Annotated in this window: 16 protein-coding genes; 7 read left to right on the forward strand and 9 right to left on the reverse strand. The window is 73.1% G+C overall.

Going from position 1 to position 16,570, the window contains the following annotated elements; genetic code table 11:
• Positions 1–626 (reverse strand): DUF222 domain-containing protein (locus tag E4P39_RS21695; RefSeq protein ID WP_135138714.1); only part of this gene is annotated, 626 nt, incomplete at its 3' end.
• An 823-nt stretch (positions 627–1,449) separates the two neighbouring features.
• On the opposite strand from E4P39_RS21695, the gene E4P39_RS21700 reads away from it, so the two are divergent.
• The gene (locus E4P39_RS21700) at positions 1,450–2,985 is read left to right on the forward strand and encodes an amino acid permease (protein ID WP_135138715.1); all 1,536 of its coding nucleotides are present in this window, start codon (positions 1,450–1,452) and stop codon (positions 2,983–2,985) included.
• Between the two features lie 22 nt (positions 2,986–3,007).
• Here E4P39_RS21700 and E4P39_RS21705 read toward each other — a convergent pair whose 3' ends face one another.
• From E4P39_RS21705 to E4P39_RS21720, 4 genes are all read right to left on the reverse strand, one after another.
• Complete coding sequence (locus E4P39_RS21705) at positions 3,008–3,691, reverse strand: gamma-glutamyl-gamma-aminobutyrate hydrolase family protein (protein ID WP_245160035.1); 684 nt, start codon at positions 3,689–3,691, stop codon at positions 3,008–3,010.
• A gap of 21 nt (positions 3,692–3,712) precedes the next feature.
• Positions 3,713–4,561, reverse strand: a complete 849-nt coding sequence (locus E4P39_RS21710; protein WP_135138717.1) for a 3-oxoacyl-ACP reductase family protein — start codon at positions 4,559–4,561, stop codon at positions 3,713–3,715.
• 150 nt (positions 4,562–4,711) lie between these two features.
• Positions 4,712–6,670 (reverse strand): 3-oxoacyl-[acyl-carrier-protein] synthase III C-terminal domain-containing protein, encoded by a 1,959-nt coding sequence (locus tag E4P39_RS21715; RefSeq protein WP_135138718.1) that lies wholly within the window; start codon positions 6,668–6,670, stop codon positions 4,712–4,714.
• Positions 6,671–6,947: 277 nt separating this feature from the next.
• Positions 6,948–7,379, reverse strand: coding sequence for a nitroreductase family deazaflavin-dependent oxidoreductase (locus E4P39_RS21720; RefSeq protein WP_135138719.1), 432 nt, complete (start codon positions 7,377–7,379; stop codon positions 6,948–6,950).
• A 168-nt stretch (positions 7,380–7,547) separates the two neighbouring features.
• On the opposite strand from E4P39_RS21720, the gene E4P39_RS21725 reads away from it, so the two are divergent.
• Complete coding sequence (locus E4P39_RS21725; RefSeq protein WP_135138720.1) at positions 7,548–7,862, forward strand: hypothetical protein; 315 nt, start codon at positions 7,548–7,550, stop codon at positions 7,860–7,862.
• Here the strand turns inward: E4P39_RS21725 and E4P39_RS21730 are convergent.
• Complete coding sequence (locus E4P39_RS21730) at positions 7,829–8,983, reverse strand: glycosyltransferase (protein ID WP_245160036.1); 1,155 nt, start codon at positions 8,981–8,983, stop codon at positions 7,829–7,831. The genes E4P39_RS21725 and E4P39_RS21730 overlap by 34 nt on opposite strands.
• Positions 8,980–9,951, reverse strand: coding sequence for a glucosyl-3-phosphoglycerate synthase (locus tag E4P39_RS21735; RefSeq protein ID WP_135138721.1), 972 nt, complete (start codon positions 9,949–9,951; stop codon positions 8,980–8,982). The genes E4P39_RS21730 and E4P39_RS21735 overlap by 4 nt, the downstream gene beginning before the upstream one ends.
• 291 nt (positions 9,952–10,242) lie before the next feature.
• Here E4P39_RS21735 and E4P39_RS21740 point away from each other — a divergent pair, with 291 nt between their 5' ends.
• From E4P39_RS21740 to E4P39_RS21750, 3 genes are read left to right on the forward strand one after another with little or no spacing between them, the layout of a single operon-like run.
• Positions 10,243–11,202, forward strand: a complete 960-nt coding sequence (locus E4P39_RS21740) for a Gfo/Idh/MocA family oxidoreductase (protein ID WP_135138722.1) — start codon at positions 10,243–10,245, stop codon at positions 11,200–11,202.
• Complete coding sequence (locus tag E4P39_RS21745) at positions 11,199–12,290, forward strand: zinc-binding alcohol dehydrogenase (protein ID WP_135138723.1); 1,092 nt, start codon at positions 11,199–11,201, stop codon at positions 12,288–12,290. Before E4P39_RS21740 ends, E4P39_RS21745 begins: the two co-directional genes overlap by 4 nt.
• A 40-nt stretch (positions 12,291–12,330) precedes the next feature.
• On the forward strand, positions 12,331–12,771 hold the full coding sequence (locus tag E4P39_RS21750) for a flavodoxin family protein (RefSeq protein ID WP_135138724.1): 441 nt from the start codon (positions 12,331–12,333) through the stop codon (positions 12,769–12,771).
• Here E4P39_RS21750 and E4P39_RS21755 read toward each other — a convergent pair.
• Complete coding sequence (locus tag E4P39_RS21755; RefSeq protein ID WP_135138725.1) at positions 12,761–14,008, reverse strand: MFS transporter; 1,248 nt, start codon at positions 14,006–14,008, stop codon at positions 12,761–12,763. The two genes, E4P39_RS21750 and E4P39_RS21755, sit on opposite strands and share 11 nt — an antisense overlap.
• Before the next feature lie 2 nt (positions 14,009–14,010).
• The gene (locus tag E4P39_RS21760) at positions 14,011–15,603 is read right to left on the reverse strand and encodes an acyl-CoA synthetase (RefSeq protein WP_135138726.1); all 1,593 of its coding nucleotides are present in this window, start codon (positions 15,601–15,603) and stop codon (positions 14,011–14,013) included.
• A 184-nt stretch (positions 15,604–15,787) separates the two neighbouring features.
• Between E4P39_RS21760 and E4P39_RS21765 the strand changes: the two genes are divergently transcribed.
• Both E4P39_RS21765 and E4P39_RS21770 read left to right on the forward strand, forming a co-directional pair.
• The gene (locus E4P39_RS21765; protein WP_135138727.1) at positions 15,788–16,051 is read left to right on the forward strand and encodes a helix-turn-helix transcriptional regulator; all 264 of its coding nucleotides are present in this window, start codon (positions 15,788–15,790) and stop codon (positions 16,049–16,051) included.
• Positions 16,048–16,551, forward strand: coding sequence for a hypothetical protein (locus E4P39_RS21770; protein WP_135138728.1), 504 nt, complete (start codon positions 16,048–16,050; stop codon positions 16,549–16,551). Before E4P39_RS21765 ends, E4P39_RS21770 begins: the two co-directional genes overlap by 4 nt.
• The last annotated feature ends 19 nt before the right edge of the window (positions 16,552–16,570 follow it).

Raw genomic sequence — 16,570 nt, forward strand, 5'->3', positions numbered from 1 at the left:
TCGTGGGCGGCTCGGGCCTTGGTGTTCTGGGCGCGTTCCCGGCGGGCGTCCCGCTCGGCGAGGGAGTCGATGGCGGTCAGCAGGGCGGCGCCGGCGTCGGCGGGCATCCGGACCTTCAGGGTCAGCCAGCCCTCGTCGTCGGTCCAGGACTGGAAGGACTGCCCGGCCTCCGGCCGTCGCTCGACGGGGGAGTCCTCGGCGTGGTCGTCGGCGCGCCGCCAGGCCCGGCAGAACCGCTCGGTCTGCGACGCGGTCGCCGACAGCGCGAACTCCAGCAGGGCGGCCTCGCAGTCCGGGGCGGCGATGCGGGTCAGCGCCCGCACCTTGGCGTAGGAGAGCCGGCCGGTGCCGAACGCCGCCGCGATCTCCGGCAGGCCGCGCAGCGCCCGGGCCACCCGGACGTGTTCGCGGGCGGTGACCGGCGCCAGGCCGCACTGCCAGGCCAGCCAGTGCGCGCAGGAGTTGATGCCCACCCCGTGCCAGCCGCCCCGGTCGTCGAACTCGGCGACCAGCCGCAACCACGCCGCGGTCGCCGCCGCCAACCGCACCGCCCCCGCGGTGATCGCCCGCGCCAGCTCCGGCAGCGGCGAACCCGACCCATGCTCTGCGTCCGTTTTCGAACTCATGTTCGGATGGTATTGGGCGCCACCGAAAAAACTCGCTGGTCAGCGGATCGTCACGCTTCCGCCGAAGCGTCCGCGGGGTGCGGCGGATCCCGGTCGGTGAGCGCGGGGCGAAGGGACACGGGGCGCTTCCGCGGAACCGTCCGCGCGGCGAGCTCTGCCGGTGAGGGGGAACGGCGGGCGGGGGGCGCTTCCGCGGAAGCGTCCGTGGAGTGCGGCGGATCCCGGTCGGTGGGCGCGAGGCGGAGGGACAGGGGGCGCTTCCGCGGAAGCGTGGGTGGGGTGGGGCGGATCCCGGTCGGTGGGCGGGGGGCGGAGGGACAGGGGGCGCTTCCGCGGAAGCGTCCGTGGGGCGCGGCGGATCGGCGTCAGTGGGCGGGCGCGGCTCATCCCGGTCGGTTCGCGCGAGGCGGAGGGACACGGGGCGCTTCCGCGGAAGGACGGGAGTTCGCCCGGCGGAACACAGCCGGGAGGCGCCGGACGGGGCACGGGGCGCTTCCGCGGAAGCGCGGGTCATGGCATGCGGCGGTCGGTGCGGCGACCTTCGCTGGGCCTGGCTCGTGAGACTGCCGCGAAGCGCGACTGCCGCGAAACGCGACCGCGGACCAGTCGGCCACGGGTGCGACCCGGCGTTCCGGCGCATGGCGGCGGACGCCGGCGTGCCATAAGGGCGCGTCTCCACCCGGAAACGGTCGTGCATCAACTGGGGGACCGGCGTAATCGCCCCTTGACCTGCGGCGGCGCCGGCCATCACCCTGACCGCCGCACTGAGCTCGCCGACGGCCCCGCGTCCGGTGGACCGTCGTCCGGTTCCCCAGGAGGCGTCATGTCCGCACCCCAGCCCCGTGGCGCCTCCGGCGTCACCTACACCCATGCGGCAGAGGGCTACTTCGACAAGCGTGGGCTGACCCGCACCGCGGGGTTCTGGGGACTCTGGGGCCTGGGCGTCGCGGCGGTCATCTCCGGCGACTTCTCCGGCTGGAACCTCGGTATCGGCGGCGCCGGCTGGGGCGGCTTCCTCATCGCCACGGTGGTCGTGACGCTCATGTACGTCGCGATGATCGCCAGCATCGGTGAGATGGCGTCGGCGATGCCGCACACCGGAGGCGCGTACTCCTTCGCGCGGTCGGCGATGGGTCCCTGGGGCGGGTTCGTCACCGGGCTCGCCGAGACGATCGAGTACGTCGCGACGACGGCGGTGATCGTCTTCTTCTCGGCGTCCTACGCCGACAGCATCACCGACGAGCTGTTCGGTCTGTCGATGCCGACCTGGGTGTGGTGGCTCATCCTCTACGCGATCTTCCTGCTGCTGAACATCGCCGGTGCCGAGGTCTCGTTCCGCTTCGCCGTCGTCGTCGCTGCCCTCTCGTTGGCGGTCATCGCGCTGTTCGCCGTCATGGCGCTGTTCTCCGGGGCCCTGGACTTCGGCAAGCTCTTCGACATCCAGCCCGAGAGCGGCAACAGCACCTTCGTGCCGTTCGGCTGGTGGCAGGTGGTCCTGGCCATGCCGTTCGCGATGTGGCTCTACCTGGGCATCGAGGAGCTGCCGCTGGCGGCGGAGGAGTCCCACATGCCCGCCCGCGACATCCCCCGCGCGGGGCTGTGGGGGATGGGGACGCTGATCGTCAGCGGTGCGCTGGTGCTGTTCCTCAACCCGGCTGTCGTCGGCGCCTCGGCGATCGGCGGATCCGGGGAGCCGTTGCTCGACGGCTTCCGCGCGATCCTGCCCAACAGCGACGTCGCGGCGATCCTCTCGGCGTTCGCGCTGATCGGGCTCTTCGCCTCGCTGCAGGGGATCATGTACGCCTACGGGCGCAACATCTACTCGCTCTCCCGGGCCGGCTACTACCCGAAGGTGCTGTCTCTGACCGGTGCCCGCAAGACGCCGTGGATCGCACTGGTCATCGGGGCGGTCATCGGCATCGCGGCGCTGCTCCTCGTCGAGACCGGCGGTGACACGGCCGGGGCGATCGTCCTCAACATCGCCGTCTGGGGTGCGGTCATCGCCTACCTTCTGCAGATGGTGGCGTTCGTGATGCTGCGCATGCGGTTCCCCAACGCCCGGCGCCCCTATCGCAGCCCGTTCGGCGTGCCCGGCGCGGTCTTCGCCGGTGGCATCGCGGCCCTGATCTTCGTCGGCGTCATGCTCAACGAGGACTACCGGCCGGCCATCGTCGCGATCGCCGTCGTGTTCGTCGTCGGGCTGGTCGGGTTCGCGGCCTTCGGCCGGCATCGGCTGGTGCTGTCGCCCGAGGAGGAGTACGCCATGACCGGCGGACTCCACGGCGACCCGCAGGAAGAGGGCTACGGCGCGGTGGACGTCGAGGACATCGACCCGGAGGCCCGCTCGCGGTCCGTCTGACGACGTCTCCGGCGCCCCCGGGTCACCTGGCCGCTTCCACCAGGGCTGCGAACAGGCGGGGGTCCGCACCCGCCTCGGGGTGCCACTGGACGCCGACGCAGAACCGGCGGCCGGCCACCTCGACCGCCTCGACGACGCCGTCCTCGGCCCAGGCCGACGGCGTGAGACCGGCTGCGATCCGGCCCAGCGACTGGTGGTGGTGGCAGTCCACCGCCGGGGCCGGCCCCAGCAGCCGGTCGAGGACCGAGCCCGGCGCCGTGCGCACCTGCCGTCGGGCGAAGAGCCCGGGCGCCAGCTGGTGGGTGCCCGCGCCGGGCACGTCGGGCAGGTGCTGCACCAGGTCGCCCCCGAGCGCGACGTTGAGCAGCTGCATACCCCGGCAGATCGCGAGCAGCGGCAGGTCCCGGGTCAGCGCGGCCTGCAGGACGGCCAGTTCCGTGGCGTCCCGCTCGGGTCGCGGAACGGTGTTCGGCCCGGGATCCGAGCCGTAGCGCGCGGGGTCGACGTCGGCCCCGCCCGCCAGGATCAGCCCGTCGAGCCGGGCGACGACCTCGGCGGTTCCGGCTCCGGTGGGCAGCAGGACCGGCCCCCCGCCCGACCCGGCAACGGCATCCGCGTAGGACGCCGGGAGGAGGATCGCGGGCACGTCCCACGCTCCCCACCGCGCCTGCTCGCGATAGGTGGTGATGCCGATCAACGGGCGCACAGGGAGCGGCCGAGGCACCGGCTACATGTCCAGGCCGCCGTTGACCCCCCACACCTGGCCGGTGATGTAGCCGGACGCGTCCGCAGCGAGGAAGTGGACCACCCGTGCGACCTCCTCCGGTGTGCCGAGCCGGCCCATCGGGATCTTCGCCCGGAAGCCCTCCAGCACCTTCTCCGGTACGGAGTCCACCATCTCGGTCGCGATGAATCCGGGCGTCACGGTGTTCACCGTGACGCCGAGCCCGCCCTCGAGCTTGCCCGACTTCTGCAGCTGGAAGGCGGCCTCCCGGGCCAGGGTCTTGGTCAGGCCGAACATCCCCGACTTGGCGGCGGCGTAGTTGACCTGCCCGATGTTCCCCATCTCCCCGATGACCGAGGAGATGTTGATGATCCGCCCGCTGCCCCGCTCGAGCATGTGCCGCATGGCCTCCTGCGACAGGTAGAAGGCGCCGGAGAGGTTGACGTCCATGACCCGCTGCCAGTCGTCGTCGGTCATCCTGAGGATGCCGCGGTCCGCGGTGATGCCGGCGTTGTTCACGAGGATGTCGAGCCGGCCCTGCTGTTCGATGACCTCACGGACAGTCCGGCGGCAGTCCTCGCCCGAGCCGATGTCGCCCTTGTGCACGCTGAAGCCCTGGTCGGGGAAGTCCCGCTCGAAGGCCTCGCGGAACCGCCCGGCCGCCTCGTCGTTGCCGCTGTAGCCCGCCGCGACCGCCGCTCCCTGGCTGGCCAGGCTCCGGGATATGGCCGCTCCGATGCCGCGGGTACCGCCCGTCACGAACGCGACCCTGCCGCGGAGCTTGTCGCCGGCCGGCTTGGCCCCTGACGGCTGTTCCTGCACGAAGTTCTTCGGGGTCTCCATGGTGGTCATGCGGTCCTCCCGTAGGTCACAGGGCCTGTCGTCGAACGGTGCCGGAAAGGGTCGGGCAGAGGCGTCGTCCCGGTCGGCCGACGTCGCTGCCGGCGGCCAGTCGCCGGAGCTGTGTCCTGGCTCACACTAGGGTGCGGAAGCGGGCCGCGGTCAACCGAAGGCCACCTGCATGTCCTCGGACGCGGGCGCGCCGGCCGCCGGGGGCTGCGGTGCCGGCTCGGGAGCCTCCGCGGCGGGGGCGGACGCCGACTCGATCGCGACGACGGCCGGATCCAGCCGGAGCACCGCGTACCCCGCCACCGCCCCCGCCCCGAAGCCCGGCGCGAAGATGCGCACCGGCCCGGTGATGACGCCGTCACGGACCGCGTCGTGGATCGCCAGCGGGATGCTCGCCGATGAGGTGTTGCCGACCTTCTCGATGTTGAAGTACAGCTGGTCGGGGGTGAGCCCCGCCCGCTCGGCCAGCTGCAGCACCATCGTCTTGTTCGCCTGGTGCGGCACGATCAGGTCGATGCTGTCCAGCAGCGTGCCCTCCCCGCCGTCCGGGTGGGGGAGCGCCCGCAGTTCCTCGATCATCTGGGAGAGGTAGCGCCCGGCCAGCGCCTTCACGTGCGGGCCGAAGACGGTGATGTTGTTGTCGAACTCCGGGTTGGGCCAGAGGATCGAGTTGACCTCGGTGGCCGGGCCGCTGGCATAGGTCTGCATGTAGTCCACGTCCCCGCGCTCGCCGTCCGGCGCGACCCCCAGGACCATGGCGGCCGCGCCGTCCCCGAAGATCATCCGGGACGTCCGGACGTTGCCGATCTTGTCGGAGAACTTTTCCACGCAGACCACCAGCACCGGCCGCTGCACCTCCTGCAGGATCCGGGTCGCCTCGGCCAGGCCGTAGGGCATGCCGGCGCAGGCGGCGATGATGTCGTAGGCCGCGTGGGTCTGGTAGATGCCGAGCTGCCCGCACAGGTAGGTGGCGGCGGACGGGATCAGCCGTGAGCTGGTGCAGGTGGCCACCAGGAGGGCGCCGATCTCCTCCGGCTGCCGCCCGGACTTCTCCAGTGCGGCCTCGGCGGCCCGCAGGGCCAGCTCCTCCAACGTCAGCGAGCTGTACCGGCGTTGCTCGATCCCGGTCTTCTCCTGGATCTCGGCGGCACCCATCGGGGACCAGTTGTAGGCGGTGTTGCGGATCAGGTCGTCGTTGCTGCACACCTGGTCGCCGTGGACCGCCGCCAGGGCCTCCAGCTTGGGCAGGACGCTGAACTGCCGGCGCACGTCGATCTCCGGGTACGGCCGGATCGGCTGCTGGGACTCCCGCGGCGGCGCGGCCTGCCGGACGGCGGCGCCGATGGACAGCCGCCGCAGGAAGGCCCGCACTTCCTTGTCCCGGGGGTGGAAGGCGACCACATAGTCGTCGTCGGACAGCTGGGAGGCCTCGGCCAGCTCCATCTTCGAGCGGTCCCACGGGTACTGGTTGTGCAGCACCATCGCCCAGCGGTGCAGCGCCTCCAGCTCGGGCACGTCCTCGGAGGCGTCCAGGATGTCGGTGTAGTCGTAGACCGGGTAGTCGGGGTCGTAGTCCCTGAGCCGGAAGGTCAACGCGCCCGGGGTGTCCAGGAACTCCGACACCGTCGGCTTGATCGCCGGCAGCGTGGTGGCATGGTTCCGGCGGTTGCCGAACACGTCGAACAGGACGTCGAAGATGCGGTCCTCGACCGCCCCGTCCCATTGGGCGGGCAGCGTCGGGTAGGCCTCCTGGACGGCGGCGATCTTGGTCTCGCCCTCCTCCCAGGGCTCCAGCACCGGCAGGAAGACGTCGGAGCGGTTCTTCGGCAGGTCCGCCCATCGGGTGGGCCGCTTGTCGTACAGGGTCATCGCGAAACGGTTGGCCCAGAACAGATTCAGGGCGAGGTCCCGCATGAGCGCGTAGCGGCTCTCGTAGCCGCCCGTGCGCACCTTGTCGAGGATGTCGGTGCCACTCGGGGCCTTGGTCTCGAAGTCCCGGCGGATGACGCTGTCCAGTTGCTCGAGCGTCTCCATGGTGGAGAAGTCGAGCTCGGGAATGATGTTCGACGGGAACACCATGCGACCGTGCCGGTTGAGGACGAACGCGTTCATGACGGTCCTTTCTGGCTGCCGACCGTGGGACGTGTCTACACCCAGCCGTTGATCTCCGCCCCCGCGCGCGAGGCGGGAACGAGCAGTGTGGAAAGCCTGGCGGCACGGATGACGTGCGGCGGGCAGATGCTGCTCCCGACCGTCGCGGCGGGCAATGGTTCTCGGCGCGGACGCCGGTCGACGAGCGGTTTCCTGGCGCGCGCCGACGGCGCCGCGGGCGCGCCGTTCGCTCCTGACCCGCACCACGGGGCAGGGCCCGCCCGTCAGGGCGGTGGGCTCAGCCCACCGCCGGGGGCTCGAGCAGGAGCAGCGGGATGCGCCGCCGGGTCCGCCTCTGGTACTCGACGTAGGACGGGAAGACCGTGCAGGCGCGGGACCACCAGCCGGCTCGCTCCGCCCCGGTCACCTCGCGGGCGACCAGGTCGAGGACCCGGTCGCCGTCGCGGAGTTCGACCTCGGGGTGGGCCAGGACGTTGGCGTACCAGTGCGGATGGCGGTCGGCGCCCGCCATCGAGGCCACCACCGCGTACACGCCGCCGTGCGTCACCCGCATGAGCGGCGTCTTCCGCAGCCGGCCGCTGCGGGCGCCCACCGTGGTGAGCAGCACGACCCGGCGTCCCCGCAGGCCGGTGCCGGTGCGCTCGAGGTGCTCGACCTCCTCCCGCACCCACGCGACGGTGCTGGGCTCGTACTCGCCGACCAGCGCCATGCCGGAAGTGTGCCTGGGGGCGCGTTGCGCCTCCCAGGGGCACGGCCCATCTTCAGGGACCCGGCTCGTGAGCGGAGCTCCGCGTGGATCCCGTGGTCGCCCTCGCCGATCCGGCGGAGAACCTCTGTCCGCGCGGTCGCGGTCTCCGGCATCGCGGCGGTCGTCGCCATGGAGGGGGGCCATCCGCGGCTCTCCTACCGCCGGTACAGCGAGGGACGCGCCGCGCACTGGCTGCTGCTGATCCTGGCCGACCGCGTGGACGCGTGGGAGAGCCACCTCGCCTCGTTCGCCACGCTCCGGCCGGACAACCCGATCACCCAGACCGGCGTCCGCAGCACGGGTCGGGATCCTCGGCGGTCGCCGCGGCGCCGGGACGGCGAGCTGTCCTACGCAGGAGCGGACGGCTGCTTCCACACGCACGGTCGCCGGCGCACGAGCTGCTCGGGGATTCACGGCGCCGAGCGGCGCAGCAGGTCCTCGTAGATGCGCTCGTAGCCGTCCGCCATGACCGGGGGCGAGAAGCGCTGCCGCGCCGCGGCCGCGCACGCCCCGGGATCCAGTTCGTCGAGCCGGTCGAGGGCCGCGCCGAACTCCGACTCGTCGTCGGCCAGGAAGCCGGTGACCCCCGGCTCCACCAGCGAGGGGAGGCAGCCGCGGGCCATCGCGACGACCGGGGTGCCGGCGGCGAGGGCCTCGCAGACGGCGGTGCCGCCCGGTTCGGCCCAGCGGATCGGAAAGAGCACGGCGCGTGCCTGTCGCAGCAGATCGGCCTTCTGCGCGGCGGCGACATTGCCGATCCACCGGGCACGGTCGTCGTCCAGCAACGGCGCGACGTTGTCCAGGAACCAGACGACGTCGGGGTAGGTCCGCACCGGGTTGGCCGGATCGGCAAGCGCGCTCTCCAGGGAGGCGCGATCGGGCTGCCCGCCCACGGGCCCGGCGAGCACGAGCGGCACACCGGCGGCCCGGCACGCCCGGATCGCCAGGTCGATCCCCTTTCGCTCGCACACCCGGGACAGCACGAGGACGAAGTCCGCCCGCTCCTCACGCGGCAACGGGGTGGACTCGGGGATGGGGACGGCGAGGGGCACGACACCGAGGACCTGCCGTTCCAGCGACGCCGGGGCCCGGGCGACCTGGGACTCGGAGACCCCGGCGAAGAAGACCCGGTCGCGGCCGTCGAAGGAGGCGTAGAACTCGGCGTTGCGCTCGAGATCCCAGTGCAACGTATGCAGGACGGGCGGCGCCTCACGTCCCAGAGCCGCGAGGAGTGCCGGCCCGATCACCTGCAGGTGGGTGTGCACGAGGTCGAAGGGCGCACCGGCGGCGGCGTGCCGGAGGATCTCCGTCGTCACCGCCTGGGCATGGGCGTGTGCCACCCCGGTCACGTCGGGATACGGCTCGGCCAGACGCCCGAACTGGCCCCTGGGGAAGGCGCACACCCGCCCGTCGTCGGGCTGCTCGCTCTCACCGACGGTGCCCAGCACGACGGCGTGCCCTCGACGCCGGAGCTCGGTGGTCAGCGTGGCCACGACGTTCTCCAGCCCGCCGTAGCCGTGGGGAGGCACCGGCAGCCAGGGCCCGGCGTCCATGAGGATCTTCACCGCCGGCCGGTCCGGGCACCGTGCCGTTCGCGGTACTCGGGCACCATGCACATCGGCGGCCGCTCGACGACGCCCACGTCCCAGGTGACGGCCTCGACGTCCGTGCCACTGCGGACGAACTGGACCAGCCGGTCGTCGGGCACGCGCAGGGAGGGACAGCGCGCCAGGGCGGTCTGGAGGATCTGACCGGCCATGCGTCCCAGGGCGGCGTCGGTCTGGTGGCGGTGCACCCGGGTACCGAGGTCGACCTGCGCCAGCGCGTCGATCCCCGCGAGCTCGGCGAGGTCGATCAGCAGGCCCAGTTCGACGCCGTAGTGGGACACGAAGGGCACCTGTTCGAGCAGCCGGCGGCGGCCGGCGTACTCACCGCCGAGGGGCTGGACGAATCCGGACAGGTGGGGCCAGAGGGCGCCCAGGAGCGGGCGGGCGGTCAGCTCGGTGACGCGGCCGCCCCCGGTGGGCACGAGGCCCTCGCTGGTCGCCAGCGGCCGGTCGTAGAGGCCCTTGACGTACCCGACGTCCGGGTCGGTGAGGAGCGGGCCCAGCAGGCCGGCGACGAAGTGCGGATCGAACTCCTGCACGTCGGAGTCGAGGAAGACGACGAGGTCACCGGAGGTCACGTGCAGCGACTTCCAGAGCGCCTCGCCCTTCCCCGGGATGTGCCCGTAGGAGGTCAGGACGTCGTCCACGTGGACGACGCGCGCGCCCGCGGCCGCGGCCAGGGAGGCCGTCCGGTCGGTGGACCCGCTGTCCATGACGACCAGCTCGTCCACGAGCGGGACCCGCCCCATCCATGCCCGGCGGACAGCCGTGACGATCGCGCCGACCGTGGCCTCCTCGTCCAGGGCCGGGAGGACGACGCTGACCGTGCAGCCGCGCTCGCGTTTGGCCTGGAGGAGGCGGTAGGAGGAGTACGCGGACGCCCGATAGGTACGTCGCCCCAACCACCACGAGACCTCTTCGCGCACGTCCGGTCCTTTCGTCGAGCCGTGCCGATCCGGTGCCGCGGGGCCGGACGATGCCCAGACTGCGTCAATCGTCCGTCCCGCGCACCGTCCTCCGGCGCGCGAAACCGGATCGGGCCGAGACGTCGGGCGCGGTTCGTGGCCGCGAGTCGCCCCGCCGGTGCGCCCGGCACGGCCGTTGACCTGCGCGTCCGGTGCCGGACACGCAAGGATGGGCAGGGTGACGGCCGCACGGACGATCTGCTCCCGCCCGCACCCGTACTGTCCGCGCGTGCCCCGGCCGGGAGGCCACGCATGACCCTCCGCGTGGGCCTGGTGGGCGCCGGCGCGGTGGGGGCCAGGCACGGGCGCACCCTGGCCGGCTTTCCGGACGTCGAGCTCGTCGGCATCTGCGACCCGGTGGCCGCGGTGGGCGCAGCGCTCGGCGCGGAGCTCGGCGTCCCGACGGTCGAGGATCTCGGCGGGCTTCTCCGGGCAGGGCTGGACGCCGTATGGCTGTGCGTGCCGCCGTTCGCACACGGTGACCTCGAGCTGGCGGTGGTGGCGGCGGGGTTGCCGTTCTTCGTGGAGAAGCCGCTCGCGGCAGACCTGGACGTGGCCGTACGCGTCGTCGTCGCTGTGGGCGCCGCCCGGCTGCCCACGGCGACCGGCTACCACTGGCGGCACCTGGACACCGTGGAGCGGGCGGGGTCGGCCCTGACCGGCCGGAACGTGCGGCTGGTCGACGCGCGCTGGTGGGGATCGACGCCCCCTCCGGCCTGGTGGAGCCGTGCGTCGCTCTCGGGCGGGCAGGTCGTCGAGCAGGCGACCCACGTGCTGGACCTGATCCGGGTTCTGGCGGGTGAGGTCGTGGAGGTGGTCGGCAGTGCCGCGCGGTCGTCGGCCGCGGGACGGGACGTGCCCGACGCGACCGCCGCCGTGCTGCGGCTGGCGTCCGGGGCCGTGGGGACGGTCAGCACGTCCTGCGTACTGCCCGCACTGACGGCGGCCGGGCTCGACGTCGTCGCCGACGGCGTGTCGGTGCATCTGACGGAGACCGCGCTGCGGGTCCGGACCGCGGACGGGGACCTGGAGACCGAGCCCACGGTCGACGGGCGCCGCGCCGTCGACCGCGCCTTCGTCGACGTGCTCGCCGGAGGCACCCCGGCCGCGGGGCTGGTGGACGTCGGGGAGGCGCTGGAGACCCACCGCCTCGCCTGCGCGGTGGCGGAGGCCACCCGCACCGGATCAGCGGTCCGGGTGGCCGCGCGGTGAGCGGCACGGTGCGGACCCTCGTCGTCCCACGGCCCGGGGCGCTGGAAGTCGTGGAGAGCCCGGAGCCACCGCTCGCCGAGGGCTGCTTCCGGGCCGAGACGGTGTTCTCCGGCCTGTCCGCCGGCACCGAGCTCACCTGGTACCGGGGTACCAGCCCCTACTTCACCGCGGGCTGGGACGCCGAGCTCGGCATGTTCGACCCTGATCTGCCCGCACAGCGCTTTCCCGTGCAGCGCCTTGGCTACATGGAGGTCGCCCGGGTCACCGACACCCGTACCCGCGCCGTGACCGAGGGCGCCCTGGTCGCGATGGCCTACGGCCACTCGACCGTCGTCCACGGCGATCCGGTCACCCAGCACGTCGTGCCACTGCCGGGCGGACTCGACCCCGTGCTGGGCATCTACGTGGCCCATCTCGGGCCGATCTGCGCGAACGGCCTGCTGCACGCCGCCGCCGACGTGGGCGGCGCGGAGCTCGACGCGGGCGTGCGCGGCCGGCTGGTGGTCGTGACGGGAGGCGGGGCCATCGGCCTGCTGGTGGGGCTGCTCGCCCGGGCCCACGCTGCCGCCGAGGTCGTCGTCGTCGACGCGACGCCGCAGCGCCGGGCCGCCGCCGTGGGGCTCGGCCTGCAGGCCGTCGACGACACGCCGGACGTGGCGCGGGAGCTCAAGACACGCTGGCGGCACGCGCCGGCCGACCACGGGGCCGACGTCGTCTTCCAGTGCCGCGGCCAGGCCTCGGCGCTCGCGACGGCGCTCCGGTGCCTGCGCCCGCAGGGCACGGTGGTCGACCTCGCCTTCTACACCGGGGGCGCCGACCGGGTCGCGCTCGGGGAGGAGTTCCACCACAACGGTCTCGCGGTCCGGTCTGCCCAGATCGGGCGCGTGCCCCGCGGTCTGGCGGCCTCCTGGGACCGCCGCCGCCTGTCGCACGAGACGCTCCGGCTTCTGGCCGAGCACGGCCGCAACGTCCGCGAGCACCTGCTCACCGACATCGTCGCCTTCGACGAGGCACCTAGCGTCTTCGCCGAGCTCAGCTCACGGCGGAGGCAGGTGATCTCGGCGGCATTCGAGGTGGCCGTCGCCTGAGCGGCGGCGGGCCCGAGGCGACCCGGGGGATGATCCCGGCGTGCCCCGGCTGCTCGTCGTCCACCACACGCCCTCGCCCGCGATGCAGGCCGTCCTCGAGGCGGTGCGGGAGGGCGTCGCGCTGGTGGCGGAGGTCGACCTGGTCGTCCGGCCGGCGCTGTCCGCCGGGGCCGCCGACGTGCTGGACGCGGACGGCGTCCTGCTCGGGACGCCGGCCAACATCGGCTACATGTCCGGGGCGCTCAAGCACTTCTTCGACACCGTCTACTACCCGTGCCTCGACGCCACCGTCGGCCTGCCCTACGGCGTGTACGTGCACGGCAACGACGACACCGCCGGCGCGCTGACCAGCATCGGGCGGATCACCGGCGCGCTGCGCTGGAAGCAGGTAGCGGCGCCGCTCAGCCTCGTCGGCGCACCCGGCGCCGACGACCTCGAGGCCTGCCGCGAGCTGGGGGCGACCGTCGCGGTCAGCCTGTAGCGGCTTCGGGCGCCGCGGCCGTGGACCGGAGCAGGCGGCCGAGGAGCAGCGCGCCGATCCCCGCGAGGACGACGAGCAGCAGGGCGACGCGCAGGCTGGTGGCGTCCGCGAGCACCCCGATCAGCGGCGGGGACAGCAGGAAGCCCACCCGGAGCAGCCAGTTGATGACCGCCAGCCCGAGGCCGGGCGGCAGACCTGGGAGCTCGTCCGCCGCGTGGTAGACCGCCGGGACGAGCGTCGCGACGCCGAGCCCGGCGAGGGCGAAGCCGACGAGCGTCGTGACGACCGACGGAACCGCCAGGGCCAGGCCCATGCCGAGCGCGATGAGCACGCCGCCGACCTGCACGACGAGCCGCTGCCCGAAGTGGTCGACGACGCGGTCGCCGGTCAGCCGGCCGACCGTCATGGCGCCCTGCAGGGCGACGAACCCCAGCCCCGCGGCGGCGGCGCCGGCCGCCAGCTCGGTGCGCAGGTACAGGGCGCTCCACGACGCGCCGGCGTCCTCGACGACGGCCCCGCAGGCCGCGAGGACGCCCAGCGCCACCAGGGCCCTGGTGGCGGCCCGTCGTCCGGCGCGCTTTCCGGCCGTGGCCGCGTCCTGGTCGTGCACCGTCCCGGCGGGCTGCTCCCGGCTGGGCCCACGGTCGGCCTCGTCGGGGCCGGGGAGCATCGCGCGCTGGATGACCAGGGCCAGGAGACCGAAGACGACCGCGGTGCCGGCCAGGTGCCAGACGAGCGGGACGCCGAACCCGGCGGCGGCCGATCCGAGCAGGCCGCCACTGACCGCCCCGATGCTCCAGATCCCGTGGAACGCATTGAGGATGGAGCGGCCGTAGAGCCGCTGCACCCGCAGTCCGTGCGCGTTCTGCGCGACGTCGATGATGTTGTCGAGCACGCCGCCGAGGAGCAGTGCCACCGCGAGCGCCGGCCAGTTGGGCGCGATGGACACCGCCCACAGCGTGATCCCCATGAGGACGAGGCCGGACGACGCCACGCGGCCGGAGCCGAACCGGCGGATCAGGACGGCGGAGGACACGCCGGCCAGCAGGGCACCGAGGGGAACCGCGGCGAGCGCGGCGCCGAGCGAGGAGTTGCTCAGCCCGAGCTGTTCCTTCACCTCGGGCAGGCGCGGGACGAGGTTGGCGTAGAAGACCGCGTTGATGAAGAAGCAGCCGGCGACGGCCGCGCGGGCCCGACGCAGCTGGGGCGGGACGGAGGCCGGGGGAGCGGACCCCACCGTCAGCGCGCCAGGCCGGCGTGCCGCTCGCGGAGTTCCCGCTTGAGGATCTTGCCGCTGGGGTTCTTCGGCAGCGCGTCCGCGAGGACGACGTACTTGGGCCGCTTGTAGCCCGCGAGCTTCTGGGTGTGGGCCGAGACGTCCTCGGGGGTGAGCGAGGCCCCCGGCTTCGGGACGACGACGGCCGTCACCGCCTCGATCCAGTGCGGGTGGCTGATGCCGAAGACCGCGACCTCGGCGACGCCCTCGAGCTCGTAGATCGCCTCCTCGATCTCGCGGCTGGCCACGTTCTCGCCGCCGGTCTTGATCATGTCCTTCTTGCGGTCGACCACCGAGAGATAGCCGTCGTCGGTCAGCACGCCCAGGTCGCCGGAGTGGAACCAGCCGTCCTTGAACGCCTCGGTCGTCTTCTCCTCGTCGTTGTAGTAGCCCAGGGCCGCGTGCGGGCTGCGGTGCACGATCTCGCCCACCTCGCCGGGCGCGACCGGCCGGCCGGCGTCGTCCACCAGCATCGTCTCGACGTTCAGTGCCGCCCGGCCGGCCGAACCGGCCCGGGGGAGCTGCTCGTCCGGCCGCAGGATCGTGGCGAGCGGGGACATCTCGGTCTGGCCGTAGAAGTTCCACAGCGAGACGTCGGGCAGGCGGCGCTGCAGCTCGCGCAGCACCTCGACCGGCATCGGGGAGGCGCCGTAGTAGCCCTTGCGCAGGCTGGAGAGGTCGGTCGTGTCGAAGTCGGGGTGCCGCAGCAGCGAGATCCAGACCGTCGGCGGGCAGAAGAGCTTGGTGACCTGCTCGCGGGCGATCGTCGCCAGCAGGGTCGCCGGGTCGGGGCCGGGCACGATGATGCTGGTCGCGCCCAGGTAGACGTCGACGGAGAAGAAGCAGTCCAGTTGCGCGCAGTGGTACATCGGCAGCGAGTGCAGTTCGACGTCGTCGACGCTCATGCCGCCGTCGATCACGCAGCTCACGTACTGGGTGATCAGCGAGCGGCTGGACAGCATCACGCCCTTGGGTCGCGACTCGGTGCCCGACGTGTACATCAGCCGCAGCGGGTCGTCGTCGGCGACGGCGACGTCGGGGGCCTCGCTCGGGCCGTCGGTCCACCAGGCGTCGACGTCCTCCCAGCCGGCGGCGGGAGCGGCCCCGGACAGCGGGATCCATCCGCGGATCCCGCCCTGCACCTCCGCCGTGGCCAGTGCCTTCTCGGCGGTCGGCGCGAGCGCGTCCTCGGCGACCATCCCGCTCGCGCCGGAGTGCCGCAGGATGTAGGCGATCTCGTCGGGGCCGAGCATGAAGTTGACGGGCACGAGGACGACGCCGAGCTTCGCCGTGGCGAACGCGAGGACGGCGTACTGCCACGAGTTGTGGGAGAGCAGCGCGAGCCGGTCGCCCTTGTCCAGGCCCCGGGCGGCCAGCGCGTGCGCGGCCCGGTTCACGGCGACGTCGAACTCGGCGTAGGACATGCGGCGGTCGCCGGCCACGACGGCGAGCTTGTCCGGGTACCGGCGCGCCGTCCGGTGCAGCAGGTCGCCGACGGAGTGCTGGCGGGACCGTGCGATGGCGGCACTGGTGGCGGAACCGAACATCGTCGTCATCGGTCGGCATCTCCGTTCGTGCGGCGGGCGGGCGTGGCGTGCCCCCGCATACTCGCCCACGCCCCGGGCGCGCCGGAACAGCGGGACGGCCGGGGCTCCGCGCGGGCGGGGCCCCCGGAACCGGTCGCCACGCGAGATGTCTGGGTTACTTGACACAATGTCTGGTAAACCCGACACTATCGCCATGGGGAGAACCTCAGCGAGAGGACGGCACAACGGCGTCCGTACGGCGCGGACGGCCCTGGGCATGACCCAGGCCGAACTGGCCGGCGACGTCGGGGTGACCCGTCAGACCGTGGTCGCGGTGGAAGCCGGCGACTACGCGCCGTCGGTCTACCTCGCGCTGGCGATCGCGCAGCGCCTCGGTAGCTCGGTGGAGAACTTGTTCGGGGAGCAGTCCGCGGCCGACCGGCCCGGACTCGGCGACGGAGTGGGGGCGGGCGCATGAGTGAGCACGACGACGTGGAGGTCGGTAGGCGGTTCGGCTGGTTCGTGCGGGCCGGCGGCGCGATCGGCGACCTGGGCAGCCCGTTCTACCGGGAGGAGCGCCAGCGGGACGTGTGGAACGAGGCGTCGGCCGTCGGCCTCCAGGTGACGCTGTGGCTGGCCCTGGCGGCGGCCAACGGCATGGTGTGGCTCGGCGGCTCGTCCGGGCTGCCCTACGCGTTCACGGTGTTCGGCGTCGTGGGTGTGACGTCCTGGGTGACGGTGCTCTACGCCGGCGCCCTGGGTGTCACGGTCGACGACGCGGATCTGCTGCGCCTGCGCCTGGTGCCGTATCTGGGCCTGATGGTCCTCTTCCTCGTGGGTGCGGCGCGGGTGGCGCCGTCCGATGGCTTCGTGGGCGGCCTCGTCTGGGGTGGGGCGTTCGGAGGTGCGGTCGCGCTGGTGTTCATCCTGTGGAGCGGACTGCGCGCCCGGCGCCGCCAGCGGCTGGGCAGCGCCTGACCGGAGCCGTCACCGCACG

It is taken from the genome of Blastococcus sp. CT_GayMR19, from assembly GCF_004570385.1.
GTDB lineage: Bacteria > Actinomycetota > Actinomycetes > Mycobacteriales > Geodermatophilaceae > Blastococcus_B.